This is a genomic window from Chitinophaga terrae (ex Kim and Jung 2007), assembly GCF_900107795.1.
Classification (GTDB): Bacteria; Bacteroidota; Bacteroidia; order Chitinophagales; family Chitinophagaceae; genus Chitinophaga; species Chitinophaga terrae.
Window position 1 is genome coordinate 163899 of the sequence record NZ_FNRL01000009.1, and the last position, 24324, is coordinate 188222.

The 24324-nt window shown below is 45.8% G+C and carries 21 protein-coding genes; 5 read left to right on the forward strand and 16 right to left on the reverse strand.

Translation table 11 applies throughout. From position 1 onward, the window contains the following. Positions 1-66: 66 nt before the first annotated feature. Positions 67-639, forward strand: coding sequence for an RNA polymerase sigma factor (locus tag BLV62_RS12050; RefSeq protein ID WP_089761944.1), 573 nt, complete (start codon positions 67-69; stop codon positions 637-639). Between the two features lie 12 nt (positions 640-651). Then, positions 652-1746: a trypsin-like peptidase domain-containing protein gene (locus BLV62_RS12055; protein WP_089761946.1), complete on the forward strand. Its 1095-nt coding sequence runs from the start codon at positions 652-654 to the stop codon at positions 1744-1746. Positions 1747-1897: 151 nt separating this feature from the next. On the opposite strand, the gene BLV62_RS12060 is transcribed toward BLV62_RS12055, so the two are convergent. From BLV62_RS12060 to BLV62_RS12095, 8 genes are all read right to left on the reverse strand, one after another. Next, on the reverse strand, positions 1898-2614 hold the full coding sequence (locus tag BLV62_RS12060) for a carboxypeptidase-like regulatory domain-containing protein (protein ID WP_089761948.1): 717 nt from the start codon (positions 2612-2614) through the stop codon (positions 1898-1900). A 170-nt stretch (positions 2615-2784) separates the two neighbouring features. Next, positions 2785-2970: a CsbD family protein gene (locus BLV62_RS12065; RefSeq protein ID WP_089761950.1), complete on the reverse strand. Its 186-nt coding sequence runs from the start codon at positions 2968-2970 to the stop codon at positions 2785-2787. A 46-nt stretch (positions 2971-3016) separates the two neighbouring features. Further along, positions 3017-3982, reverse strand: coding sequence for an aldose 1-epimerase (locus BLV62_RS12070; protein ID WP_089761951.1), 966 nt, complete (start codon positions 3980-3982; stop codon positions 3017-3019). A 74-nt stretch (positions 3983-4056) separates the two neighbouring features. Further along, positions 4057-5385: a xylose isomerase gene (gene xylA, locus BLV62_RS12075; protein ID WP_089761953.1), complete on the reverse strand. Its 1329-nt coding sequence runs from the start codon at positions 5383-5385 to the stop codon at positions 4057-4059. Positions 5386-5424: 39 nt separating this feature from the next. Next, a complete protein-coding gene (locus tag BLV62_RS12080; RefSeq protein WP_089761955.1) occupies positions 5425-6903 on the reverse strand; it encodes a xylulokinase in 1479 nt (492 codons plus the stop codon). 99 nt (positions 6904-7002) lie between these two features. Beyond that, complete coding sequence (locus BLV62_RS12085) at positions 7003-8688, reverse strand: sodium/sugar symporter (protein ID WP_089761957.1); 1686 nt, start codon at positions 8686-8688, stop codon at positions 7003-7005. 337 nt (positions 8689-9025) lie between these two features. Continuing rightward, the gene (locus tag BLV62_RS12090; protein ID WP_089761959.1) at positions 9026-10162 is read right to left on the reverse strand and encodes an NAD(P)/FAD-dependent oxidoreductase; all 1137 of its coding nucleotides are present in this window, start codon (positions 10160-10162) and stop codon (positions 9026-9028) included. Positions 10163-10171: 9 nt separating this feature from the next. Continuing rightward, a complete protein-coding gene (locus BLV62_RS12095; RefSeq protein ID WP_089761961.1) occupies positions 10172-10972 on the reverse strand; it encodes an SDR family NAD(P)-dependent oxidoreductase in 801 nt (266 codons plus the stop codon). A gap of 169 nt (positions 10973-11141) precedes the next feature. Between BLV62_RS12095 and BLV62_RS12100 the strand changes: the two genes are divergently transcribed. Next, positions 11142-12206 (forward strand): helix-turn-helix domain-containing protein, encoded by a 1065-nt coding sequence (locus BLV62_RS12100; RefSeq protein ID WP_089761962.1) that lies wholly within the window; start codon positions 11142-11144, stop codon positions 12204-12206. Between the two features lie 31 nt (positions 12207-12237). Further along, complete coding sequence (locus tag BLV62_RS12105; RefSeq protein WP_089761964.1) at positions 12238-12792, forward strand: PIN domain-containing protein; 555 nt, start codon at positions 12238-12240, stop codon at positions 12790-12792. A gap of 244 nt (positions 12793-13036) precedes the next feature. Here BLV62_RS12105 and ilvA read toward each other — a convergent pair whose 3' ends face one another. The 8 genes from ilvA to BLV62_RS12145 form a co-directional block, all read right to left on the reverse strand. Further along, the gene (gene ilvA / locus BLV62_RS12110) at positions 13037-14293 is read right to left on the reverse strand and encodes a threonine ammonia-lyase IlvA (RefSeq protein WP_089761966.1); all 1257 of its coding nucleotides are present in this window, start codon (positions 14291-14293) and stop codon (positions 13037-13039) included. 152 nt (positions 14294-14445) lie between these two features. Next, entirely contained in the window at positions 14446-15489 is a 1044-nt protein-coding gene (ilvC, locus tag BLV62_RS12115) for a ketol-acid reductoisomerase (protein WP_089761967.1), read from the reverse strand. Positions 15490-15571: 82 nt separating this feature from the next. Further along, a complete protein-coding gene (ilvN, locus tag BLV62_RS12120) occupies positions 15572-16111 on the reverse strand; it encodes an acetolactate synthase small subunit (RefSeq protein WP_089761969.1) in 540 nt (179 codons plus the stop codon). 41 nt (positions 16112-16152) lie between these two features. Then, the gene (gene ilvB, locus BLV62_RS12125; RefSeq protein WP_307725931.1) at positions 16153-17901 is read right to left on the reverse strand and encodes a biosynthetic-type acetolactate synthase large subunit; all 1749 of its coding nucleotides are present in this window, start codon (positions 17899-17901) and stop codon (positions 16153-16155) included. Further along, positions 17867-19546, reverse strand: coding sequence for a dihydroxy-acid dehydratase (ilvD, locus tag BLV62_RS12130; protein ID WP_089761971.1), 1680 nt, complete (start codon positions 19544-19546; stop codon positions 17867-17869). The genes ilvB and ilvD overlap by 35 nt, the downstream gene beginning before the upstream one ends. 278 nt (positions 19547-19824) lie before the next feature. After that, the gene (locus tag BLV62_RS12135) at positions 19825-20727 is read right to left on the reverse strand and encodes a branched-chain amino acid transaminase (RefSeq protein WP_089761972.1); all 903 of its coding nucleotides are present in this window, start codon (positions 20725-20727) and stop codon (positions 19825-19827) included. 475 nt (positions 20728-21202) lie between these two features. Further along, positions 21203-22300, reverse strand: a complete 1098-nt coding sequence (locus BLV62_RS12140; protein WP_089761974.1) for a phosphotransferase enzyme family protein — start codon at positions 22298-22300, stop codon at positions 21203-21205. Then, positions 22291-23193, reverse strand: coding sequence for a nucleotidyltransferase family protein (locus tag BLV62_RS12145; protein WP_089762044.1), 903 nt, complete (start codon positions 23191-23193; stop codon positions 22291-22293). The genes BLV62_RS12140 and BLV62_RS12145 overlap by 10 nt, the downstream gene beginning before the upstream one ends. A 207-nt stretch (positions 23194-23400) precedes the next feature. On the opposite strand from BLV62_RS12145, the gene BLV62_RS12150 reads away from it, so the two are divergent. Further along, positions 23401-24279, forward strand: a complete 879-nt coding sequence (locus BLV62_RS12150) for a 1-aminocyclopropane-1-carboxylate deaminase/D-cysteine desulfhydrase (RefSeq protein ID WP_089761976.1) — start codon at positions 23401-23403, stop codon at positions 24277-24279. Positions 24280-24324: the final 45 nt, after the last annotated feature.

Sequence of the window (24324 nt, forward strand, 5' to 3'; positions counted from 1 at the left end):
CCCATACTTTTAAAAATTTTTTTTTCGGTACTTTGGGTTACCAAATGCCTAATAACCGTATTAAGAGTGAAGCAGCATCAAGACATAACAAAAGATAGGGAATTACTGCTAGGATTGGCGGAGGGAGATGATAAGTCGTTGGAAATCATATACTCAGAGAATTTTCCTGTGGTATTAAGAATGATTCTCAACCACAACGGCTCCGAAGACGATGCCAAAGATATTTTCCAGGAAGCGATCATCATTCTGTATGAAAAAGTACAAAAAGATGATTTTTCATTAAGCAGCAGGCTGAAAACGTTCCTTTATTCCGTTTGCCGCCACCTGTGGTTGAAAAAAGTACAGCGTACATATAATATGTATAGCCTGTCCAACGAACTGGAGGAGATCATCCCGGTTGCTGATGAACTTGAAACACACCAGGCAAAAGACCAGGAATTCCAGATTATGGAAAGCGCCCTTCAGAATATGGGGCAACCCTGTCAGACTATCCTGGAAGATTATTATCTGCATAAAAGATCCATGCAGGAGATAGCGGAGAAATTCGGTTACACAAACGCCGAAAATGCGAAGAACCAGAAATATAAATGTCTGATGAGGCTGAAGAAGTTATTTTTTGACAGATACAAAACACTATAAGCAACGGCAGCCATGAAAGATGATATGATCTTATTGCATGAAATTGAGCGTTACCTGACGGGGGAGATGAGCCAGGCAGAGAGCATTGCTTTCGATGAACTGCGCCGTACCAACCCCTTGATAGATCAACAAGTTGCTGAACACAGGTTGCTATTGGACCAATTGGAATCATACGGTCAACGTAAATCCCTTCAACTTAAAATGAACCGGATTCATGAAAAGTTGAATATTCCTGTACTTACTGAACAGGCAGAAGCCGAAAACCAAAAGGCCAAACGCCTCAAGATCAGACGCAGAACTATTACCAACCTTGCCGCAGCAGCCTGCATTGCGCTGGTCACTTCGCTGTCGACCATCGCCGTAATGCAACACGATGCCAAACGCAAATCCACTGCTCAATACGAGGATGTAAGGAGAGTGTTGAATAACATTCAACGTTCCCAGAACGCCCTCATTAACGACATTAATAATAAAAAACGGGCTCCTTTAAACCCGGGTACCTACGGAGGAACCGGCTTTGCTGTAAGCGGGAACGGGTATATTGTTACCAACTATCATGTAGTAGCCGGCGCCGATTCCGTTTATGTTCAAAACAATAAAGGCGAAGCCTATAAAGCGGTTAATATCTTTGAAGATATTTCCAGCGACCTGGCAGTGCTGAAGATCGCGGATTCGACCTTCAAAAGTCAACCTCTTCCCTATTCCCTTAAATCCCAGGGGCTGAAACTGGGTGAAGAAGTATTTACCATGGGTTATCCGCGCGACGAGATCGTTTACGGAAAAGGATATATCAGCGCTAAAACCGGCTTCAACGGCGATACAACCGCCTACCAGGTATCCATCCCTGTGAACCCGGGCAACAGCGGCGCTCCGCTGTTAGACAGCAGGGGCGATATTGTTGGTATCGTTACCGGCAAACAAACCACATCAGACGGTATTGCCTTCGCAGTAAAATCAGCGCACCTGAAACGTTTACTGGAAGAAATGCCGAAAGATAAACAGATCAAAAAAGATCAACTCCACAAAAATCACCTTGATGGTTTAAACAGGGTTGACCAGATCAAGAAACTGGAAGATTTCGTATACATGATCAAAGTATACAATTAACACAGGAAATACGGACGTAATTTTAAGTGTTATATATTAGGGGCGGAGTTTCATCTCCGCCCTTTTTGTTCCCATACGGGCGAAAACAACAAAGCGAAGAACGTGTTGTAAAACATCGTCTTCGCTTTGTTCGTTTACTGTGCGCTGTAAACTATTTTTTTATCCAGGCCTTGTATCTATCGGTGATCCAATACAGCAGATCGTTATTCCCGATAGCCCGCATTGTTCCATAATCCGGGTAATTATCTTTCATAAACATCAACAAAGAATCCCCTTTCAATCCTGTTACCCGGCTAACCAGTACCGGAGTAAAACGGGAGTCGATATATTTCTCTCTTTCCATCTTCTCGTAATTTTCCTTGAACTGCCTTTTCTGGCGTTCTTTCTTTGAAAAACGGGTGATGGGACTAAACACTACACCCGCGCCTTCCGGCGTATTGCCTCCGGCGAGCGGCTTGTTCGGCAGGTTCAGCAGGTAACCGTATTGTTCCCGGCGGGCAATTGAGTCGAGTTGATAAGGCGTGTATTGCGTAGTTACTTCTACTTCTCTCAGGAAGCGGCTTTCCGGTTCCAGTATTACATTAATGGTCTGCGTACCTGAAGACTGTGTTGCCACGATGGTATCGGGCAGGTAACCTACAAACGTGATAACTATTTTGTCGTTAAGCCCTGCGGCTATTTTATAAAAACCGCCCTGGTCTGAAAATGCGCGTTTGCCGGTAGTGAGGTTAACTACACCCGCATAGGGCAATACCAGCCGGTTACTGTCAGAGATCACGCCCGTTACGGTAACCTGGGCCTCTGCCAGGGAAACAAATGCCAAACTGCCAATAACAGCCAGAATAATGGAACGAATAATAGCCTTCATAAAGAATTGTTTAACTGCTGAACCCTTCTACCTTTCTAAAACATATCAGTAAAGACATTGTTTATCAACCTGCTCCCATGCAAATTAAGGAAATCCCTTTGTAAGAAAACAAAAAATCCTCCCGTTGAATGAGAGGATCTTTGCTTATTAAAATTTCAGGTTTGCCTTTACTATGCTGATTTTAACAGGTCAATCACTTCTTCCCTGGATTTACCCAGTTTCTGTTGAAGTTTACCAATCAGCTTATCTTCTTGTCCTTCTTCGTATAACAGGTCATCATCTGTCAGTTCTGCATATTTCTCCTTCAGCGATCCTTTTAACTCATTCCATTTTCCTTTAATTGATAAATTATCCATAACAGTAGTTTTTATGGGTGAACAATTAAAGGAAGGTGGCCAAACACTATGCCATGCCAACTGTGATCCTGATGCGGGTGTCGAATACCCGGCTCTCATTCACAGCCAGCTGAACCAGGCCAATCCCGTTATTGAAGGCGTCGGGAGCCCCGCTAAGGTTTTCCACAGCCATGCTGGTACGGTGAGGCGGTATATATATCTGCAGGATCGGATAATGCTCTCCCGGGTAAAAATCGATGTTGATATTTTTCTTCGGATCGTAGATGTTCGCCAGCGGCTGGCTTTTACTTTGATCCAGGATGAAGGAGTTATCCAGTTCTACACCTTTCAGTTGTTTACCATTCACAAATTCTGTAAACGGCAATAATTTACCGGTAGGCAGCAATTCGTTGTTGAATTCTACCATTTCTTTTGACGCAAACGTGAGTATCCATTCATCTACCGGGGTTCCGGTGGTGAAATACGGATGCCAGCCGTCAACAACCGGGATGGCGCTATTGCTTTTGTTCAGGATCACCGTATGCAATCTTAATTCGTTGCCGGCAGAAAGACTGATGGTTGTCAGGCATTCAAATGCAAACGGGTAGCCGCTATCAGTGGCCGGATCGTATTTATGCGTTAACGTTACAGCTGCGTGGCTGTTAGTAGTTTCCTGGTGGGAAACAACAAATGGAAGATCGTACAGCAAACCGTGGATCGCTTTGCCGGGATGCAGGTTTTTCTGGATCTGGTAAGTTTTTCCTTCCCATACGTAGGTAGCATCTTTCATCCTACAGGCATAGGGGCTGAGTTTCACGCTTTTGAAGCTGGTACGCAGATTCTCTTTCAGATCGGCCAGATCCTTATAACTGTCTATCAGGTTTAATGTGCCTCCTCCGGGCTGTTGTACTTTAAAAGCATGCAGTAATGCTCCGAATGCAGGAATGATCTCGACCTGTGTGCCTGTTTCCGTATCCTGGAGTGCGATGATATCAAATCCTGCCTCCTGGAAAGAATGGATGCTAAATTTCATTGTCCTATTTTTTGAAATGGAAAAGTATAAAAAAGATGACGAATGAAGTAATCTCCATTCGTCATCCTGTTAAATTATATACTTGCGTTGATCAGGTTCTCCAGCCATTCCTGTTTGCCGCTGATCTGTTTAGGTTCTCCGTTTTCAGCAGCGAAATTGCGAAGATCTTCCAGCGTCAGTTTGCCAGCTTCAAATTCCTGGCCTTTGCCGCTGTCGAAAGATGCGTAACGCTCTTTGCGGAATTTTTTATAAGGTGTGTTATTCAATACTTTTTCTGCAATCACTGCTGCTCTTGCAAAAGTATCGATACCGCCGATATGCGCCAGGAAGATGTCTTCCAGGTCTGTAGAGTTACGGCGGGTTTTAGCGTCGAAGTTCACGCCGCCGCCGGCTAAACCGCCAGCTTCGAGGATCACCAGCATGCTTTCTACCAGGTCGTTCAGGTTGGTAGGGAACTGGTCGGTATCCCATCCGTTCTGGGCATCGCCGCGGTTAGCGTCGATGCTTCCCAGCATTCCTGCATCGGCAGCTACCTGCAGTTCGTGCTGGAAGGTATGACCAGCCAGGGTAGCATGGTTTACTTCGATGTTCAGTTTAAAATCTTTATCCAGTCCGTAATGACGCAGGAAACCGATCACGGTTGCAGAGTCATAATCGTATTGATGTTTTGTAGGCTCGCAAGGTTTAGGTTCAATGAAGAAAGTACCTTTAAAGCCTTGTTTGCGGGCGTAATCGCGGGCCATAGAGAGGAAGCGCGCCAGGTGCTCCTGTTCGCGTTTCATATCTGTGTTCAGCAGGGTCATATAACCTTCACGGCCGCCCCAGAACACATAGTTTTCACCGCCTAAAGCTATGGTAGCATCCAGGGAATTTTTTACCTGGGTACCGGCATAAGCAACAGCGGCAAAGTCAGGGTTGGTGGCAGCGCCGTTCATGTAACGCGGGTTGCTGAAAACATTGGCGGTGCCCCATAACAGTTTAACGCCGCTTGCAGCCTGTTTTTCTTTTGCGTAAGCAACGATCTGCTGCATACGGCTTTCATATTCGGCTACGTTAGCGCCTTCATCTACCAGGTCCACATCATGGAAGCAGTAGTAAGGGAGGTTCATTTTGGTGATGAATTCGAAAGCCGCATCCATTTTATCTTTTGCGCTCTGAATAGCATCGGTTGCTGTCAGCCACGGGAAATGTTTGGTACCCGGACCGAACGGATCTCCGCCGGTTCCGCAGAATGTATGCCAGTACGATACCGCAAACCTGAAAAGGTCTTTCATTGATTTTCCTGCGATAATGCGATTTTCGTCGTACCACTTATAGGCCAGTGGATTATCTGATTGGGGACCCTCATATTTTATTTCGTCAATCCCTTTGAAGTACTCTTTGTTTCCTAATGTAATACTCATAACAAAATGTGGGTTTAAAATGCTAATAATCTGTTTCCGCTACCGGAGTTGGTTACGAAGACCGGTCACCCAGTTTTCATAAACCTCCTGATATTGTTGATGAATCGAAGTTTCTGGTTCTATGACGGAAAGACATTCCATGCCTTTAAATGCCTCGGTTTCTTTCACATAGCCGGCGCCGATAGCAGCGCCTCTTGCAGCGCCCTGCGCCCCGTCCGTATTGTAAAGTTCAATCACTACATTGGCCGTATTGGCAAATGCCTGCCTGAACAAAGGACTGAGGAACATGTTTGCATTACCGGCCCTTACCCGCTGGATCTTTAAGTTCATCCGGGTCATGATCTCTACGCCGTAATTCAGTCCGAATACAATTCCTTCCTGAACGGCTCTCATCATGGAAGCCCTGTTATGCCTGTTAAAGTCCAGGTTTTTCACCTGGGCGCCTAAAGTTTTATTTTCAAGGATCCTTTCCGCACCATTTCCGAAAGGATAGACCTGCAGCCCGCCAGCTCCTATCGGCGCGGTTGCGGCCAGGTCGTTCATTTCAGGATAGGTGATGTCTCCTACCATATTTTTCAACCAGCTATTTGCAATACCAGTTCCGTTCAAACACATCAGCACCCCATTTCTCGTTTGCCCGGCATCGTTATTCACATGCACGAAAGTATTCACGCGGCTTTGAGGGTCGAAGTCATTTTTGTCGTGTACGGCGTAAACTACCCCTGAAGTTCCTGCTGTGGTAGCAGCTTCGCCAGGGTTAAGTACATTAAGTGAGAAAGCGTTGTTTGGCTGATCGCCGGCCCTGTAGGTAACAGGAGTACCGGGCGCCAGTTTAAGCAGTGCAGCGGCGGCGGGGGTCAGGTAACCCTGGACGCCAAATGTAGGTACAATGGCAGACAACAGGCTTTCATCTATCCCGTAGTTGGCCAGCAAAGCTTTATCAACTTCCTTTTTACTGAAGTTCCAGAACGTGCCTTCAGAAAGCCCGGATACCGTTGTACAGGCTTCTCCTGTGAGTTTCATGGCAATATAATCGCCAGGCAGCATCACTTTATGGATCCGTTCGTAGACGGCCGGTTCGTTTTCCTTGATCCAGCGAAGTTTGGAAGCTGTAAAGTTGCCGGGAGAATTCAGGAGGTTGCTGAGACAATAATCTTCTCCCAGTTCCCTGAATGCTTTGTTCCCAATTTCAACAGCGCGACTGTCGCACCAGATAATGGCGGGCCTGAGTACCTGTTGATCCTTGTCAACACATACCAGTCCGTGCATCTGGTAAGCAATCCCGATACCTTTGATCTGTGCAGGATCTACGGGGTATTTGCTGAGTAGCATGGCTGTTGCATTAACTACTTCCTTCCACCAGTTCTCTGGTTGCTGCTCCGCCCAATCGGGGTGCGGCACTTCAATGGCCATTTCTTTTTCAGGGCTGGTGGCGCTAGCCACTCCTATCCCTGTATCGGCATTTAGCAATGCCGCCTTTACGGAAGAAGAGCCAATATCATAACCTATAAAGTACATATAACGTGAAAAATTAGCAATCTGAATTGGCCCCGGGCATCCTGTTGTTGCGGATATACAGGAAACAGGATACCCCGCGGCCAGCGTAATATTGTTCTGTTACCAGAACACGGTGTACAGCGCGATCAGTATACCCACGATCAGCGTTGCCCCCACGGTAAATCCAACATTTGGCTTGAACATGCCTGCATCGATAGCCAGTCCTTTAGGATTGTTGATGCTTTTCTTGTCAGCTACCGAAATAATCACCATACCCAGTACGCAAATGATGAATACAAAGCCCATCCTGTCGATGAACGGAATTTCATACAAGCCGCTGTCCGGGTTCAGGGCGCTGAAACCGATCTGGTACAGCGGTTCCAGGTTAACCCAACCAGGTAAGAATTTCAGGATGAACGACATCAGCAAACCGCCGATCATTGCAAACAGCGCTGCATTGGAGGTAGTCCGTTTCCAGAAGAAGCCCAGTGCAAACATGGCGAAAACGCCCGGAGATACGAAACCTGTATATTCCTGGATGAACTGGAAGCCTCCTTTTTTATCGATGCCGAGGAAGTTAGAGATCACCATTGCGATGATCATTGTAATTACCACGGTAGTGCGCCCGATGCTTACTATCTTCTTCTCATCGGCTTCTTTATTATATATCTTTTTATAGATATCCAGTGTGAAGATGGTAGAGATACTGTTGGCCTTACCTGCCAGGGATGCTACTACTGCTGCAGTTAACGCTGCGAAGGCCAGGCCTTTCAGACCGGCTGGCAGCAGGTTTAACAGAACAGGGTAAGCATTGTCGGGGTTCAGTGAACCACCCTGGGTCATTGCAGTACCGAAGTCGCCATGGTTCTGCGTATACAGCACATAAGCGGCAATACCCGGCAATACCACGATGATAGGCATCAGCAATTTCAGGAAGCCTGCGAACAGCAAACCGTTGCGCGCAGTTTTAAGATCGGCGCCCAGGGCCCGTTGAGTGATGTACTGGTTACAACCCCAATAGTTCAGGTTCACGATCCACATACCGCCAATCAAGACGCTCAGGCCGGGAAGATCCAGGTATTTAGGATTTTCCTTGTACAGGATCATGTGGAAATGGTCGCTTGCATGTTGAGTCAACAGCGAGAAACCTTTCAGTACGCCGTTGGTACCGAAATGGGAAGATACCAGTTGCAATGCGAGGTAAGTAGTAGCCAAACCGCCCAGGATCAGGAAAAACACCTGGATAACGTCTGTATACCCGATCACTTTCATACCTCCCAGGGTAATGAGTATAGCGAAGAACGCCAGCGCACCCATACACACGAAGAAGTTGATACCTGAAATAGTTGACACAGCCAAAGCCCCCAGGTAAAGGATGGAAGTCAGGTTCACCACTATATACAGCAGCAACCAGAAGACCGCCATAATAGTACTTACCGTTTGATTATACCTGCGTTCCAGGAACTGGGGCATTGTATAGATCTTGTTCTTTAAATAGATAGGCAGGAAAAATACTGCTACCACTATCAATGTAGCAGCTGCCATCCATTCGTAGGTAGAAATTGCCAGGCCAATGTTGAAGCCACTGCCCGACATTCCGATAAATTGCTCTGCCGAGATATTGGAAGCAATCAGGGATGCACCAATAGCCCACCATGTAAGAGAGCCTTCCGCCAGGAAAAAGTCTTTCGAATCGGTTGTCGCCTTTTTCTTTTTGTGATAGATATAGTAACCATATCCGGCCACTATAACAAAATATACCAGGAACACCAGGTAATCGAAAATGTGTAAGGATTTTGTTTGCATAACGTTCAAAACGTGGTTATAAAAATTTTGGCGGATCAATATACGAATAAATGTAAAAAATACGCTTTCTCAAATATATTTTAACTTACGTTGGCATTTTTAACCAGCGGCTTCAAATCTATATATTTAAACAACATATCTAAATCTACTCGTTAAAATAGAAACAAATAGTACCCTTTTAATAGACAAAAGGTACCTATTACCGTCAAAAAATTATGTTCAGTAGTATACGTTGGTCTTGGGTGAGAAGATTTAGGTTACCTACCGAATGCCGTATCGTGGAAATAAAAAATAAATATAGGGAGAAGAAATCCCCGATGCAAGTATTTCAGGAAAATTAACTATCCATTGCCATAGCGGCAATAGTTTCACCGATCTTCGACCCTATTGCCACGCCCATTCCGCCCATTCTTACACCAACGACTATATTATCTGTGAAATTTTGCACAAGTGGTTGTTTTGTTTCTCCAAAGGCCATGATGCCCGTCCACCTGTCGGCCACTGTAAATTTTTTTCCAGGAAGAATGATATGTTGAAGTATTTCCACGAGCTCCCGTTGTATGCGGTCGTTGAACCTGAACTCAGTGGATGTTTCTCCTTTAAAATCGAGTTGCCTGCCTCCTCCCAGCAATACCCTTCCGTCTATTTCCCTGAAATAGTAATACCCTTCTTCCATATGAAATATACCTTTGAAGGGAAGGTCTGGTATGGGATCAGTTATCAGAACTTGTCCACGACCTGGCGACAATGGCGCATCAGGGAGCAATTTTCTTGTAAAAGCATTGGTGCAAACGATCACTTTTTTAGCGCAGAAATGAAGATCCTCTCCCAACACCGGATCTGGTACCGTTACTCCCACGCCTGTTTTATAATCCTGCAATTCTTTCACTTCGCAACCGGTTTTTATTTCAATGCCTGCTTTCAGTGCGGCATCGGTCAATGCCCTCATCATTTTGCCGGTGTGCAACTCACCTTCAAAATTATTCCTGACAAGGTGTTTTATTGCGTTGCGGTTAAAGCCGAAGGAAGACAGTTTCTCATTAGCCGGGGTAAAAGCGGGGCCGCCCAGCAAACCCGCCAGCAGGCCGTTCACCCTGGCAAGCTGGCTTAAAGCCCATTCTTCTCTTGTGCCTATCAGTTCGTAGCTGCCATTTTCGGCGTATCGGATTGTTGCATCTCCCAGCCGCTGCCTTAGCAGCTGCAATCCGGAGCGGCGCATATTTACCAGGTTTATCACCGCGGCTTCGGGCATGGTTTGCAGATCTGCCAGCACCTCCGTCAGGCTGCCGATGCAGGCGAATCCGGCGTTTTTGGTACTGGCGCCGGTAGGCAGTAATCCCCGTTCCAGTACCAATACGGTACTCTGAGGCGCACGGTCTTTTATACTGAGGGCAGCAGATAGACCAACTATCCCGCTGCCCACAATAATATAATCGTATTGCAGGAAGGCCGATTTTTCCCAGTAGCTGAGCATATGATCCGGTTAAACTGTTCCTACTGATCCGCCGTCTACCCTGAAAACGGAGCCAGTTATAAAAGAGGCCTGGTCAGAAGCCAGGAATGCGACCAGGCTGCCCACTTCTTCCGGCGTACCGGGGCGGCCCAATACCTGGTAAGGCCTGTTTTCTTTCAGGAAGGCTTTGGCAGCCTCAGATAACGAAATGTTCTTTTCCCTGGCGATTCCTTCCAGCATATCGTCTACCAGTGGCGTTTTGATGAAGGCGGGAGAAACGGTGTTCACCAGGATATTATCCTTGCCGTAGTTTTCGGCCAGGGTTTTAGAGTAGTTATTCAATGCGGCTTTAGTTGCATTGTAGTGGCCCATGTTAGGATCGGGCTGTTCTGCATTTTCTGAAGAAATATTGATGATCCTTCCGCCGCCCTGTTTTTTCAGGTGAGGGAGTACCAGGTTGGTGAGAGCAATTACGCCGAAAAAGTTCAGTTCAAAAATGTCTCTCCATTGCTGCAGGGAAATAGTTTCGAGGGGGCCGAACGAGTCGATGCCGCCTGCGTTGTTCACCAGTATATCGATATGCCCGTAACGTTGAATGGTTTCAGCAACGAGGGCCTGCAGATCGCTTTCTTTTGTCATGTCGGCTGCGATGGCAGTTACTTCATAGTTGCTGAGCCGCAGGGTTGCGGCGGTATCTTCCAGTTCGTCTGTATTGCGGGCGGTGATCACCACTTTAGCGCCTTCGCCGGCGAGGGCGGCTGCGATACCTTTCCCGATTCCTTTACTGCCACCGGTAACGATGGCTACTTTGTTGTTAAGGTTCAGTTCCATGGTTTCTAAGAATTAGGATTTAAGTTAGCCGTTTATTGCAAAGGCGCCAAGTTTTTTGGAGGGGTGGGAGAGATTTCAGTTTACATTTATTTCGTTACAAATTTATTAAGAATTGTACATTTTGTAAACCAATGAAGTACCTTTGCTTTAGAAAAACAGATCTTCAACTATGGAGTTAAAGGAAATATTTGCGGCACGCTTTAAATCAGCGCGGTTAATGAATGGTTTTTCGTTACAAGACCTGGCCAAGGCATTGGATAATAAGTTGTCACGCCAGGCGCTGCATCGCTATGAAAAAGCCGAAGTGTTGCCGGACACTGAAAAAATAAATTTGTTAAGCAGTGCATTAAATGTCAGTCCAGACTATTTCTTCAGAACCACCCAGGTTGAACTTAGTGATATCGAATATAGAAAACTCAGTAGGCTAGCCCCTAAAGAAGCGGCTATTATCAATGAAAGGACCAAAGAATACCTTTCCCGCTACCTTGAACTGGAGGAAATTATCGGTTTACAAACTGAATTTCAGCACCCACTAGCCGATTTTCCTCCTGTTTCTTCTTACGAGCATGTAAATAAGGCTGCGGAAATAGTCCGGCAAAAGTGGAACCTGGGCAAAGTTCCGCTAAACAATATAATTGAGCTATTAGAGGAGAAAAATATTAAGGTAGTAAAAATAGAGGTCAGCGATACCTTTGATGGCCTGCAAACCTTCGTTAACGGACATATTCCGGTAATTGCCTACAATTTAAGAAAGGCTGATAAACCAGACAGGATACGATTTACTTTACTTCACGAGCTAGCCCATCTACTATTAAAGTTTGACAATATTCCCCATAAACAAAAAGAAATATTGTGCCACCAGTTCTCGGCCGCCATGCTGCTACCCGAAGATGTAATTAAAACTGAACTAGGCACTTACAGAAATAAACTCTCAATACTGGAGCTGGGTATTATTAAAAAGCAGTATGGCATTTCTATGCAGGCTATAGTTATGCACGCCAATGCGTGTGGGATTGTTAATGAACATTATACCAAACAGTTCTTCTTCATGATGAAACAAATGAACTGGAAGATAGATGAACCTATAGAATATGAAGGCCGTGAAGAAAGTAACAGGTTTGAACAATTGCTATTCAGAGCATTGATAGAAGGACAGATATCAATGTCTAAAGCAGCTTCACTTTCTAACCAGTCGTTAGCCGAATTTAAAAGAATGCACCAACCATTATTTTAGTCATACCGTTAACCCCTATCGTTGCTCGAGAATGAAATCTACACTCGTAGTTACAGATGCCTGTATCTTTATTGATCTGTTTGACCTGGATCTGGTAAAATTCTTTTTCTATCTTGAAATCGATACCCATACCACATCTGCTGTTTATTTTGAACTATATTCTGAACAACGGGATGCTTTGGAAATGTACCGGAAAAATAAGAAGCTCTCTATTCATAATTTAACAGAAAATGACCTTCTGGAAATCTACGGTGCCTCCTATCCAAAATCTTTATCAGAAACTGATAAATCTGTTTTACACCTGGCTCGTAAACTCAAAGCAGGCATACTAAGCAGCGACAAAGTGGTACGCAACTATGCTAAAAGCCAACAAATTGAGTATCACGGAATGCTTTGGGTCTTTGATAAATTAGTTGATATGAATATTCTGTCGCCAAATAATGCTATGCTCAAGCTAAATCAGCTCGTTGCCTGCAACTTCACATTTCGGAATAACCAGCTATTGATAGATGAAATACAAAAACGGCTTAAGCGTTGGAATACGCCGACAACCAGTTCGGGCACTCCGTTTCCAGGCATTGAATAAAACCACAGTCAGCCTGAATCCCATAGATGCCGCATTTTCTTCCCCTTTGGAAAATTGCAACTCGTTTTCCTCTAATAACTCAGGGACAGGTATACCCATGCTATATTTAACGATACATTAATAAAATGTTTGTATCCGGTTTTAAGCCCACTCGTTTACAACGCTATAAAACGTTAATTACACCGAACAACAAAGCCTGCCGGATCTACCGACAGGCTTCATCTCAATTACCGGCATAAACCTCCTATACCAGGTAACTAAATAAATTATCATCTTTATTCAACTCTGTAAACTGGAAGTTGTACAGTTTGAAATTAGCAATTAGTTTGTCGTAATCTTCTTTACATTTTAATTCTATCCCTACCAGGGCCGGACCAATTTCCTTATTATGTTTCTGGATATACTCAAAGCGGGTGATATCGTCGTTCGGTCCTAATACATGGTTCACAAATTGTTTCAGGGCTCCGGGGCGTTGTGCAAAACGTACAATAAAGTAATGTTTCAATCCTTCGTAAAGCAGGGAACGTTCCTTGATCTCCTGCATCCTGTCTATGTCGTTGTTGCTGCCGCTAACGATGCATACTACTTTTTTGCCTTTGATCTCTTCGGCATAGTCGTCGAGTACGGCGATGGAGAGAGCCCCGGCGGGTTCTACCACGATCGCATCTTCATTATACAATCTCAGGATGGTTGAGCAAACCTTCCCTTCCGGTACCAGGTGCATTTCTGCCAATACTTCCCTGCAGATCTCGAAGTTGAGCTGCCCTACTGTTTTTACGGCTGCTCCGTCTACAAACCGTTCAATTTCTGTGAGCGTAACCGGCGCACCGGCTTCCAGTGCTTTGGTCATAGAGGGAGCGCCTTCCGGTTCCACGCCTATGATCCTGGTTTTGGGGCTGTATGTTTTGAAATAGGTACCTACGCCGGCTGCCAGGCCGCCACCGCCAACAGGAATGAAAACATAATCTATCCCTTGCTGGTCTTCCAGTATTTCAACGGCAACAGTGCCTTGTCCTTCTATGATCTTTTCATTATCGAAAGGAGGAATGAAGGTCATCCCGCTGGACTGGGTAAATGCCTGTGCTTCTGCGGCGCAATCGTCGAAGGTATCGCCAACCAGGCGGATCTCGATGTTGCTGCCGCCGAACATATTTACCTGGTTCACTTTCTGTTTTGGGGTAATAACAGGCATGAAAACGACGCCCTGGATGTTCAGCGCCTTACAGGCGTATGCGAATCCCTGGGCATGATTGCCTGCGCTGGCGCAGGTAACGCCTTTGGCCAGCAGACCGGCGGGCAGGCTGCTGATCAGGTTGTAGGCGCCACGGAGCTTATAGGAGCGGACGATCTGCATATCTTCTCTTTTCAGATATACGTCGCAGTTATATCTCCTGGACAGGTTGGCGCTGTAGGAAAGCGGGGTTCTGGCCACTATGGGCTTCAGTTTGACTGCGGCATCCAGTATATTCAGGGAATTGACACTACTCTTCACTTCAGACATAACTTCTTTTTAAAAAACCAATGGCCACTCAACTCCGAATTATCGAAAAAGATTGGTGAGGGCATTCAGTAAACTTGTTACCAAATACCTTAACCAATAATTTCAATAATTCGGAATTGAATAGCCATTGCAACTATACTGTTGTTTAATTATTAAGCGTTAGGGCGCAGTTTACGTACTGCAGCACCAGCTTGCCACAATTCGCTTTCGCGGAGTTCTTTCAGTTCTTCGTTCAGTTTCTCGCGGTAGTCAGGAGTACTGTTGGAAGAGATAGAACGGGCAGCTTCTTTACCTGCAGCTACGCTCGCATACAGCTCGTCGAACACTGGTTGGGTAGCATCTTTAAATTTCTTCCACCAATCCAATGCACCACGTTGAGCGGTAGTAGAGCAGTTAGCATACATCCAGTCCATACCATTTTCAGCTACCAGCGGCATGAGCGACTGAGTCAGCTCTTCTACTGTTTCGTTGAATGCTTCGGAAGGACTGTGACCGTTTTTACGCAGTGTTTCATATTGAGCAGCGAAGATACCCTGGATACAACCCATGAGAGAACCGCGTTCACCTGTCAGGTCGGAGAATACTTCTTTCTTGAAATCTGTTTCGAACAGGTAACCGGAACCTACGCCGATACCCAGTGCTACAACGCGTTCTTTAGCGCGGCCGGTAGCGTCCTGGAAGATAGCGTAGCTGGAGTTCAGACCCTGACCAGCCAGGAACAGGCGGCGCAGAGAAGTACCTGAACCTTTAGGAGCAACGAGGATAACGTCTACATCCGCCGGTGGAATGATACCGGTTTGATCTTTGTAAGTGATACCGAAACCGTGAGAGAAATACAATGCCTTACCAGGAGTCAGGTATTGTTTCAGTGTTGGCCATAAAGAGATCTGACCAGCATCAGACAACAGGAACTGGATGATAGTACCTTTTTGTGCAGCTTCTTCGATTTCGAATAAAGTTTCTCCAGGAACCCAGCCATCAGCTACTGCTTTATCCCAGGTTTTAGAATTTTTACGCTGGCCTACGATTACGTTAAAGCCATTGTCTTTTAAGTTCAATGCCTGACCAGGGCCTTGTACCCCGTATCCGATAACTGCAATCACTTCGTTTTTCAGCACTTCCCTAGCTTTCTCCATTGGGAATTCTTCTCTGGTTACTACTTCTTCGAGTACACCTCCAAAATTGATGGTTGCCATGTGTTGATTTTTTTGCTATAGCCAATAACGATGTATGTTATTAACTGGCGTGATTTGAATGAATAATGATTTATAATTTTTCTTAGCTGAGTACAGCGTTTTCTTTTTTCTGCAGGTCTTTCAGGTGCTCATGGAAGCGACGGCTCCATTTCACGATCGCTACTCTTCCGCTTTTTGTATACTCGATCAGTCCATAAGGTTCGAGTACTTTGGTGAAGTCGATCAGCTCCTGCTGATGGCCTGTCTTCTCTATCACAAAATAATCGGCTGTGATAGTCAGTATCCTGGCCTGGTTATCACGGATCACCCTCTCAATATCGCCCTGGGCCAATGATTGGGTAGAGATCTTATACAGCGCCAACTCCTGGTATACCACTTCGTCTTCGTCGTGAACAAAAGCGCGGTGTATTTCTATCAGCCGTTCGATCTGGCCGACTACCTTTTCCAGCTTTTCACGTGTAGACATTACCGTGATAACGAATTTATATACGCCAGGGATCTCTGTTTCAGCAGTGGTCAGACTGGTGATATTAATTCCTCTACGGGTAAAAATGATGGTGATACGGTTGGTGATACCTATACGATCTTCTGTATATACCGTAACTGTATATTCTTTTTGCATGTTGCCTCTGTTGTGAGTTTCAAAAATGATCAATAAACTTACTACTCTAAACGAACGGTTTTGATTGGGGTACCTGCTACCACCATCGGAAACACGTTATCTTCCTGTTCTACCACCACTTCAAGTAAATAAGCCCCGTCGTGAGCCAGCATCTCATCGATTGCCGCAGAGAGTTTTTCACGTTCTGTAACTTTCTGGCCCGGGATAAAGAATCCTTTAGCGATCTGTATAAAGTCCGGGTTGATCATTTCAGTTGATGAGTAACGTTTGTCGAAGAACAGTTGCTGCCACTGACGTACCATTCCCAGGAAGTTGTTGTTCAGGATCACTATTTTCACCCCGATCTGGGATTGATAGATAGTGCCGAGTTCCTGCAAGGTCATCTGGAAACAACCATCTCCTATCACCGCTACCACCTGTTTGTCGGGCGCTCCCATTTTTGCGCCCATGGCAGCTGGCAGAGAGAATCCCATTGTTCCCATACCACCGGAAGTGATATTGGTATTCGGATTTTTAAAGCGATAGTAACGGGAGGCCACCATCTGGTGCTGTCCTACGTCTGTTACCAAGATCGCTTCCCTGTTGGTCTTTTCGGAGATCAGCCTCACCACTTCCGCCATTTTTACCTGGCCGGTAGTGGGATGCAATTCGTGTCGCTGGATCTTTTCGTATTCTTTCTTTTCTGCCTCACGGAACTCCTGCAGCCATGATTCGTGGCTGGCAGGTTTAATGAGCGGAAGTAATTCCTGCAAAGCTTCTTTGGCATCGGCATGAACCGGAACGTCGGCGTGGATGATCTTGTTGATCTCTGCCGCATCTATCTCGATGTGGATAACCTTGGAGTTTGGTACATAGCTGCTAACGTCGCCGGTTACACGGTCGTCGAAGCGCATGCCTACTGCAATGATCACGTCACTGTCGCCGGTGAGCATATTAGGCGCATAGTTGCCGTGCATACCCAGCAAACCTACATACAGCGGGTGATCTACAGGTACTGCAGATAATCCCAGCAATGTAGATCCCATCGGGATCTGGGCTTTTTCTGCCAGTGCGATGAGGTCTTTTTCAGCATTGGAGAGTAATACACCATGACCGCAAAGGATAAATGGTTTCTTTGCTTCATTGATCAGCGCTGCTGCATCAGCTATCGCTGCTTTGTTTAAAACAGGGCGAGGCTGGTAGCTGCGGATATATTCACATTTCTTTTCTTCGTATTCGAATTCCGCTGTCTGCGCATTCTTGGTGATATCTACCAGTACGGGACCAGGGCGGCCTGTACGTGCGATATAGAAGGCTTTGGATATAGCGGCAGGAATATCTTCTGCGCGGGTTACCTGGATATTCCATTTGGTGATCGGCATGGTGATGCCAATCACGTCTGTTTCCTGGAAAGCGTCGGTACCCAGCAAAGAAGCGGCTACCTGGCCGGTGATACAAACGATAGGCGTACTGTCCATGAACGCGTCGGCCAGGCCGGTAACCAGGTTGGTAGCGCCGGGGCCGGATGTTGCGAAAGCCACGCCTACTTTGCCGGAGCTGCGTGCGTAGCCCTGGGCGGCGTGAGTAGCGCCCTGTTCATGTCTTACAAGTATATGATGTACTTTATCTCTAAAATCATACAGCGCATCATAAATTGGCATGATTGCGCCACCGGGATAACCGAAGATGGTTTCCACCCCTTCTGCTATCAATGAGCGGATCACTGCTTCTGAACCGGTAATTACAGGTTTCTTAGCTGTTGGCTTTTCTGTAACCTCAGGCTTCATCAGTAACACATCCTTCTGTTGCATTTTTTACAAGTTTTGCGTACTTAAATAAGATTCCGTTAGATGCTTTTAATGCAGGCTGTTTCCATGCGGCCCTGCGAGCTGCAAGTTCCTCATCGCTCAGTTCTACATTAATGAAGTTTTTAGTTGCATCTATTTCAATAATATCATCATCTTTTACCAGGGCGATATTACCGCCTTCGAAAGCTTCAGGGGTAATATGGCCTACTACAAAGCCATGTGTTCCACCAGAGAAGCGGCCATCAGTGATCAAAGCAACACTTTTACCCAGTCCGGCGCCCATGATCGCACTAGTCGGTTTCAACATCTCTGGCATGCCGGGCGCTCCTTTAGGGCCCACCTGGCGAATGACGACAACATCTCCTGCCTTCACTTTGCCTGAAGAGATACCTGCGATCAGTTCAAATTCCCCGTCGAATACCCTCGCAGGGCCTTTGAAACGTTCGCCTTCCTTACCGGTGATCTTGGCCACAGCACCCTGGGTAGCCAGGTTACCGTAGAGGATCTGGATATGCGCTGTTTGTTTCAATGGTTTTTCCAACGGCACAATGATATCCTGTGATTCGAATTCAATATCCGGTACAGATTCCAGGTTTTCTGCCACAGTTTTACCGGTTACGGTCAAACAATGACCATGGAGATAACCTTTCTTCAATAAATATTTCATTACCAATGGTATACCACCGATCTTATGCAGGTCTTCCATGAGGTATTTACCACTTGGTTTCAGATCTGCGATCAGCGGCGTTTTATCGCTGATGCGCTGGAAATCGTCAATAGTCAGCGGAATATTCACTGATTTCGCTACAGCGATCATATGCAGTACAGCGTTGGTACTACCGCCGGTAGCCATTATCACTGTCAATGCGTTTTCGAATGCTTCTTTGGTCATGATATCCCTTGGCTTGATATCTTTTTCCAGCAGCAGCTTAATATATTGACCGGCAGCGATACATTCGTCCCTCTTTTCCTGGCTCAGCGCCGGGTTGGAAGAACTGTAAGGCAGGCTCATACCCATTGCTTCAATAGCGGAAGACATGGTGTTAGCGGTATACATACCGCCGCATGCGCCGGCGCCAGGGCAGGCATTTTTCACGATGCCCTGGAAATCTCCTTCATCCAGCTTGCCGGCGATCTTCTGGCCTAAAGCTTCAAATGCGGAGATAATATTCAAATCCTGACCTTTATATTTTCCAGGGGCAATAGAACCACCATATACCATGATAGAAGGGCGGTTCAGACGGCCCATTGCCATTAATGATCCCGGCATGTTCTTATCACAGCCCGGTACAGTGATCAGCGCATCATAATACTGGGCGCCTGCCACTGTTTCGATAGAATCTGCGATGAGATCACGGCTAACAAGAGAGTAACGCATACCTTCAGTACCATTGCTGATACCATCACTAACGCCGATAGTATTGAAGATGAGACCTACCAGGCCATTATCCCATACCCCTTTTTTCACATCCTGAGCAAGGCTGTTCAGGTGCATATTACAAGGGTTACCATCGTAGCCCATACTTACAATACCAACCTGTGCCTTTTTAAGGTCTTCTTCGGTAAGGCCAATTGCATATAATTGGGCCTGTGCGGCTGGCTGAGTAGGATCCTGAGTGATCGTTTTACTGTATTTGTTTAATTCCATTGTTTTATAATTATCCAGATAATCCTGTTTTACAATAACCCTATTTTAAACTTCTGCACAAAATACCCGGTAGCGCTTTCAAATTCAAACCAAATATTTCGTGGTTAGCCGGTATTCAAATCGTTCGTTTTGTCGCTGAATCCCGCTACCATAGGGAATACTTACTAGTCCGATTTACAACATTCAAGGGTCAAAAAAGGGGCTTAATTAATTTTTTATTCCCCTAAATTACCCGGCAAAACAGCCGTTGTACAGCATGCTGTTTACCACGTTGCCGGCTATACTAAGGTAGCGCCGGCGCTTACCGGCCTGCCGGTTACCCGGTTTTTGTAGGCCTGTTGCAGCTTTTGACAGAGAGAACCTTCCCAGGGCAGCGGGAATTCGTACTCATCCAGGGCCTTCAGACCAGCGATCTCAGCCCCTGTTCCACATACGAAAGCGGCATCAGCAGTTTTTAACTCGTTGATTGTGAATAATTTTTCCTCAACCGGGATATTCATTTCCCGGCAGAGCTCTATTACCGTAGCCCTGGTAATGCCGGGCAGGATGTTGCCCAAAGCGGGAGTGTACATCTTCCCGTTCTTCTCAAAAAAGAGGTTGGCGCTGGCAGCTTCTGCCACAAAGCCATGGGCATCAAGGAGTAAAGCTTCGTCGAACCCTTTGCGGCGGGCCTCTTCCGACGCCAGGATAGAATTGATGTATAAACCCGAGGATTTAGATTCAATTTCGAAGGCTTTGGGGTTTGGGCGTTCGTACGAGGAGGTCATGAGCCTCAGCATCTTATCACCAAGATAAGCGCCCCAGTTCCAGGCGCAGATGAAGATATGAGAAGCAGCGGCGGCTTTCAGCGTCATACCGGGCGGGCAATATACAAGAGGCCTGATGTACGCTTCCTGCAGGTTATTCAGTTCCAGCACTTTATAGCTGGCTTCAATCAGTTCATTGTTATCAAAAGGGTAAGGGATGTGAATAAGTTCGCAGGAACGTTTCAGTCTTTCATAATGTGCTTCTGCCTTGAAGATGCGCACATCGCTGCCGACGGTTTTGTAAGCGCGGATACCTTCGAAGGCGGCATAGCCGTAGTGGAGCGACTGGCCATACAGGTCAGTAGAGGCCGTGGCGGCCCTGGTGAATTCACCATTCAGGTAAATAGTGGTCTGGTGATCATAATAACTATTCATAATAAACGAATTAGGCGCAAAAAAAAGCCTTCCTCGTTGCGGAGGAAGGCTGTATATCGTTATGATTATATCTACGTTAGCTATCCTCCGACCTGATGGCGAATAATGACAACAATAATAACCACGACGATAGAGAGGACGCTGCTGAGCCCTGCTATGATCCGGTTAGTGTTTGTATTGTTGTTATTACCTTTCATTGGGAGGTATGAAATGATTTGTGTTTTCACAAATGTATCTGACTATGAAGTTAAAAACAAACAATGCGACAAGATTTCGTCAAAAATTAATTTCTATATAATAGTTAGATAATTTTCAAATTAATCTTTAATTATTAAATTTTATCAAACAAATCATGAAAATAAAAGAGAGCGAAGAAAATCCCCGCTCTCTTTAAATTTTCGCCGCCGTCTTATGCGCCTGGCGAGAAAAATGATTTCATTTCATTTACTGTTCACGTTCTAAAAATGATTTCATTTTATTGTTCACTTTTTTCACTGATCAGCAGGCATTTATCGATAATGCGCTGCAGTATTGGTTCTTTTTCGATCAGTCGCTGCAATAATACCAGTTGGTTTTTAGCGCGGTCGAAGTTGTGGTTTGGATACCTGGTCGGGTAGTAAACGTCCCCGTTCAGGTAGTCTGTAAGGAATCTGATTCCCTGCATGTAGATCATAAACTTTCCTGCGAAGAACAATTGTTGCTTTTCAACATTTGTGAGCGTTCCTCCGACTTCTTCCAGGTATCCCTGCATGAGGGCTTCGAAATAAGCTTCGCGGACGACGATCTTACTGAAATCGCTTTCTTCTTCTGAGACGGGGCAAACATAGGTTCTAACCATATCGCCCAGGTCGGAGATGATTTTGCCCGGCATCAGGGTATCCAGGTCGCAAACACAAATACCTTCAAAAGTTGTTTTGTTGAGCAAGACATTATTGATCTTGGTATCGTGGTGCATTAACCTGTCCTTGAACTCGGGATCTGTTTTCAGTTGTTCATACGTTACTGCGATGTCGGAGTAGCGCAGGAAATCTTCAATCATTCCTTCTGCTGCTGCTTTCCTGTCTTCCTCTGCGTTTTTGATAGCATCCTGGAAGGCGCTGTACCGGAGGGTAAGATTGTGAAAGTTTGGAATAGAAGCTTTAAACGGTTTCAGATCGATGCCCGAAAGGTAACTGGCCAGGCGTCCAAATTGTTTGGCCGCTTCGTAAGCCTGCTTTGGGTTATCGGCCTGATCTACCGTTACGGAACCCGCAATGAAGGGGATCAATCGCCAGTATTCGTTGTTGATTACAAAGAGCTCTTCCCCGTTAACCGTGGGGATCGGCGTAATAAACAGATAGCCGGGATGATTTACTGCCAGGTAATCTGCTGCCATTCTTTGGTTAGCAGCGATGATACCCGGCTCCTTGAATACGTTCACATTGATCTTTTGTAAAACGTACTTGCTGCTGTCCTGCTTCTTCTCGAGCAAAAAGGTGTTGTTGATGTGTCCTGATCCAAATTTTCGGACATTTAATCCTTCAGGCTCCAAACCAAAAGCCTGAAGGATCTTTTCATTGGGTTTTATTTCCATAAATTGTCTGGATATTCTCCCTTCTTAACCAGTTCATTCAAACTGGCCTGCACTCCTGGTGCATCTTCTTTGTAGGTAACGCCAAACCATTGTGCGCTGGTAGGCAATACCTTCACCTGGCCTATGTTCCTGCGAATAAACTCGTCTGCCACAATTGGAATAAAGAATTCGGATTTTGGATTACTGATATTCTTTTCGAGAAATTCGTTGAAAAGGGTCTGGCTAAGTTGAAAAACGCTCGGATCAAAGCCCCAGAAGTTCATAGATACCGGGGTATCGGCAGGCAGCGGATGTTTTGAGCCGTCTGCTTCTTCGTATACGATCTGGTCGTTCTCTTTGTATATTTTAGTTCTTTCGTTGATAGCTGCGAGGTTGCCTGCTTCGTTTACAGAACAAACGCCACGGGAAACAGAACCATGTTCACTGATAGTTTTACCTAACTGGTAACCTACTACGCTGTACAGCTCAGGTTTGCATTCATTTTTCAGGAAAGCGGCCATTTTCACGAAAGAATCGGTACCATAGAAATCATCCGCATTGATCACTGCAAATGGTTCATTGATAGCGTCTTTAGCGCACAAAATAGCATGGGCGGTACCCCAAGGTTTGGTCCTTTCTGCGGGGATCTGATGACCGCCAACAAAAGCACCCATTTCCTGATATACATAATCCGTTTTAATACGTCCTTTCAGCTTGGGTTCAAAGATCTCTTTGAACTCGCTGGCAAAGTTTTCACGGATAATAAATACAATTTTTCCAAAGCCGGCATTGATCGCATCATAAATTGAGTAATCAATAATTGTCTCACCACTGGGGCCAAATTCCTGGATTTGTTTCAAACTGCCGTAACGACTGGCCATTCCGGCCGCTAAAATCAATAAAGTCGGTTGCATTTTTCTGATATTAGTTTTATAATTATCAACTATTTCCCTAAAAATATCGGCGCCTAATTTAATCATTAAATACTGTTTTATCAGTTTCTTTTGTGTTACTTCCTTGTTTTCACTGCAATTTTGCTACGTTTCGCCATACTCTAAGCCCCTCTCACACTGCCTTTTCCTTACAAACCTTACCTTCGCCAAAAATCTTTCAGTCCAAGCATGGTCAACCTTTCCAATATCCGCATCACCAGTTTCCGGCCCTCATGGCTGCCGGCCAGCCTGGAGGCGGATATACTCAGGCTGGATCAACTGCACCCCGAGATCTCCGGCAATAAATGGTTTAAACTAAAGCATAATATTTCCGTTGCCCAGTCCAAACAGGAAGGCATACTTACGTTCGGCGGACCGTACTCCAACCATATCGCCGCCACGGCTGCAGCCTGCCGCCTGGCCAATATTCCATGTACCGGGATAATCAGGGGAGAAGAACATGCACTGGAACTGAACCACACCCTGCAAACCGCCGCCAACAACGGCATGCGACTGGAGTTTATAAGCAGAACCGAATACCGGGAAAAGAAACATCTCTTTCATTATCCCGGCTACCATATTATACCCGAAGGAGGCCATAATGCCGAAGGAGCCAGGGGATGCGAAGAAATACTGCACCTCCTGCCAACCGCCCATTATACCCACATCCTTTGCGCTGCAGGCACGGGCACAACGCTCGCAGGACTTATCAACAGCGCATTGCCAACCCAGGAAGTCATCGGCATTCCTGTACTGAAAGGCGCCCGGTTCCTGGAACAGGAGGTTGCGATGTTGCTGCATCCGGGTATCAACACCAAATGGAAGCTGTTATATGACTTCCATTATGGCGGTTATGGCCGCACTTCTCCCGCCCTTATAAATTTTATGAATTCTTTAAATCGCGAAACAGGGCTGCCAACAGACATTATTTATACAGGGAAATTATTGATGGCGTTCCATGAATTGTGTACTCAGCCGGCCTTTCCGGCGAACAGCCGCATACTCCTCATCCATACAGGCGGCTTGCAGGGCAATCTTTCCCTGCCTTCCGACGTTCTGATGTTCTAAAAACAGTTCATTATATTTAAAGCGTAGTGTATTTTTGCCAACTTA

Excerpts from the sequence above, each read along its gene's own strand:
- BLV62_RS12055 (WP_089761946.1), top strand. The coding sequence starts at position 652 with ATGAAAGATGATATGATCTTATTGCATGAAATTGAGCGTTACCTGACG.
- BLV62_RS12060 (WP_089761948.1), bottom strand. The coding sequence starts at position 2,614 with ATGAAGGCTATTATTCGTTCCATTATTCTGGCTGTTATTGGCAGTTTG.
- BLV62_RS12065 (WP_089761950.1), bottom strand. The coding sequence starts at position 2,970 with ATGGATAATTTATCAATTAAAGGAAAATGGAATGAGTTAAAAGGATCG.
- BLV62_RS12070 (WP_089761951.1), bottom strand. The coding sequence starts at position 3,982 with ATGAAATTTAGCATCCATTCTTTCCAGGAGGCAGGATTTGATATCATC.
- xylA (WP_089761953.1), bottom strand. The coding sequence starts at position 5,385 with ATGAGTATTACATTAGGAAACAAAGAGTACTTCAAAGGGATTGACGAA.
- BLV62_RS12080 (WP_089761955.1), bottom strand. The coding sequence starts at position 6,903 with ATGTACTTTATAGGTTATGATATTGGCTCTTCTTCCGTAAAGGCGGCA.
- BLV62_RS12085 (WP_089761957.1), bottom strand. The coding sequence starts at position 8,688 with ATGCAAACAAAATCCTTACACATTTTCGATTACCTGGTGTTCCTGGTA.
- BLV62_RS12090 (WP_089761959.1), bottom strand. The coding sequence starts at position 10,162 with ATGCTCAGCTACTGGGAAAAATCGGCCTTCCTGCAATACGATTATATT.
- BLV62_RS12095 (WP_089761961.1), bottom strand. The coding sequence starts at position 10,972 with ATGGAACTGAACCTTAACAACAAAGTAGCCATCGTTACCGGTGGCAGT.
- BLV62_RS12100 (WP_089761962.1), top strand. The coding sequence starts at position 11,142 with ATGGAGTTAAAGGAAATATTTGCGGCACGCTTTAAATCAGCGCGGTTA.
- BLV62_RS12105 (WP_089761964.1), top strand. The coding sequence starts at position 12,238 with ATGAAATCTACACTCGTAGTTACAGATGCCTGTATCTTTATTGATCTG.
- ilvA (WP_089761966.1), bottom strand. The coding sequence starts at position 14,293 with ATGTCTGAAGTGAAGAGTAGTGTCAATTCCCTGAATATACTGGATGCC.
- ilvC (WP_089761967.1), bottom strand. The coding sequence starts at position 15,489 with ATGGCAACCATCAATTTTGGAGGTGTACTCGAAGAAGTAGTAACCAGA.
- ilvN (WP_089761969.1), bottom strand. The coding sequence starts at position 16,111 with ATGCAAAAAGAATATACAGTTACGGTATATACAGAAGATCGTATAGGT.
- ilvB (WP_307725931.1), bottom strand. The coding sequence starts at position 17,901 with ATGCAACAGAAGGATGTGTTACTGATGAAGCCTGAGGTTACAGAAAAG.
- ilvD (WP_089761971.1), bottom strand. The coding sequence starts at position 19,546 with ATGGAATTAAACAAATACAGTAAAACGATCACTCAGGATCCTACTCAG.
- BLV62_RS12135 (WP_089761972.1), bottom strand. The coding sequence starts at position 20,727 with ATGAATAGTTATTATGATCACCAGACCACTATTTACCTGAATGGTGAA.
- BLV62_RS12140 (WP_089761974.1), bottom strand. The coding sequence starts at position 22,300 with ATGGAAATAAAACCCAATGAAAAGATCCTTCAGGCTTTTGGTTTGGAG.
- BLV62_RS12145 (WP_089762044.1), bottom strand. The coding sequence starts at position 23,193 with ATGCAACCGACTTTATTGATTTTAGCGGCCGGAATGGCCAGTCGTTAC.
- BLV62_RS12150 (WP_089761976.1), top strand. The coding sequence starts at position 23,401 with ATGGTCAACCTTTCCAATATCCGCATCACCAGTTTCCGGCCCTCATGG.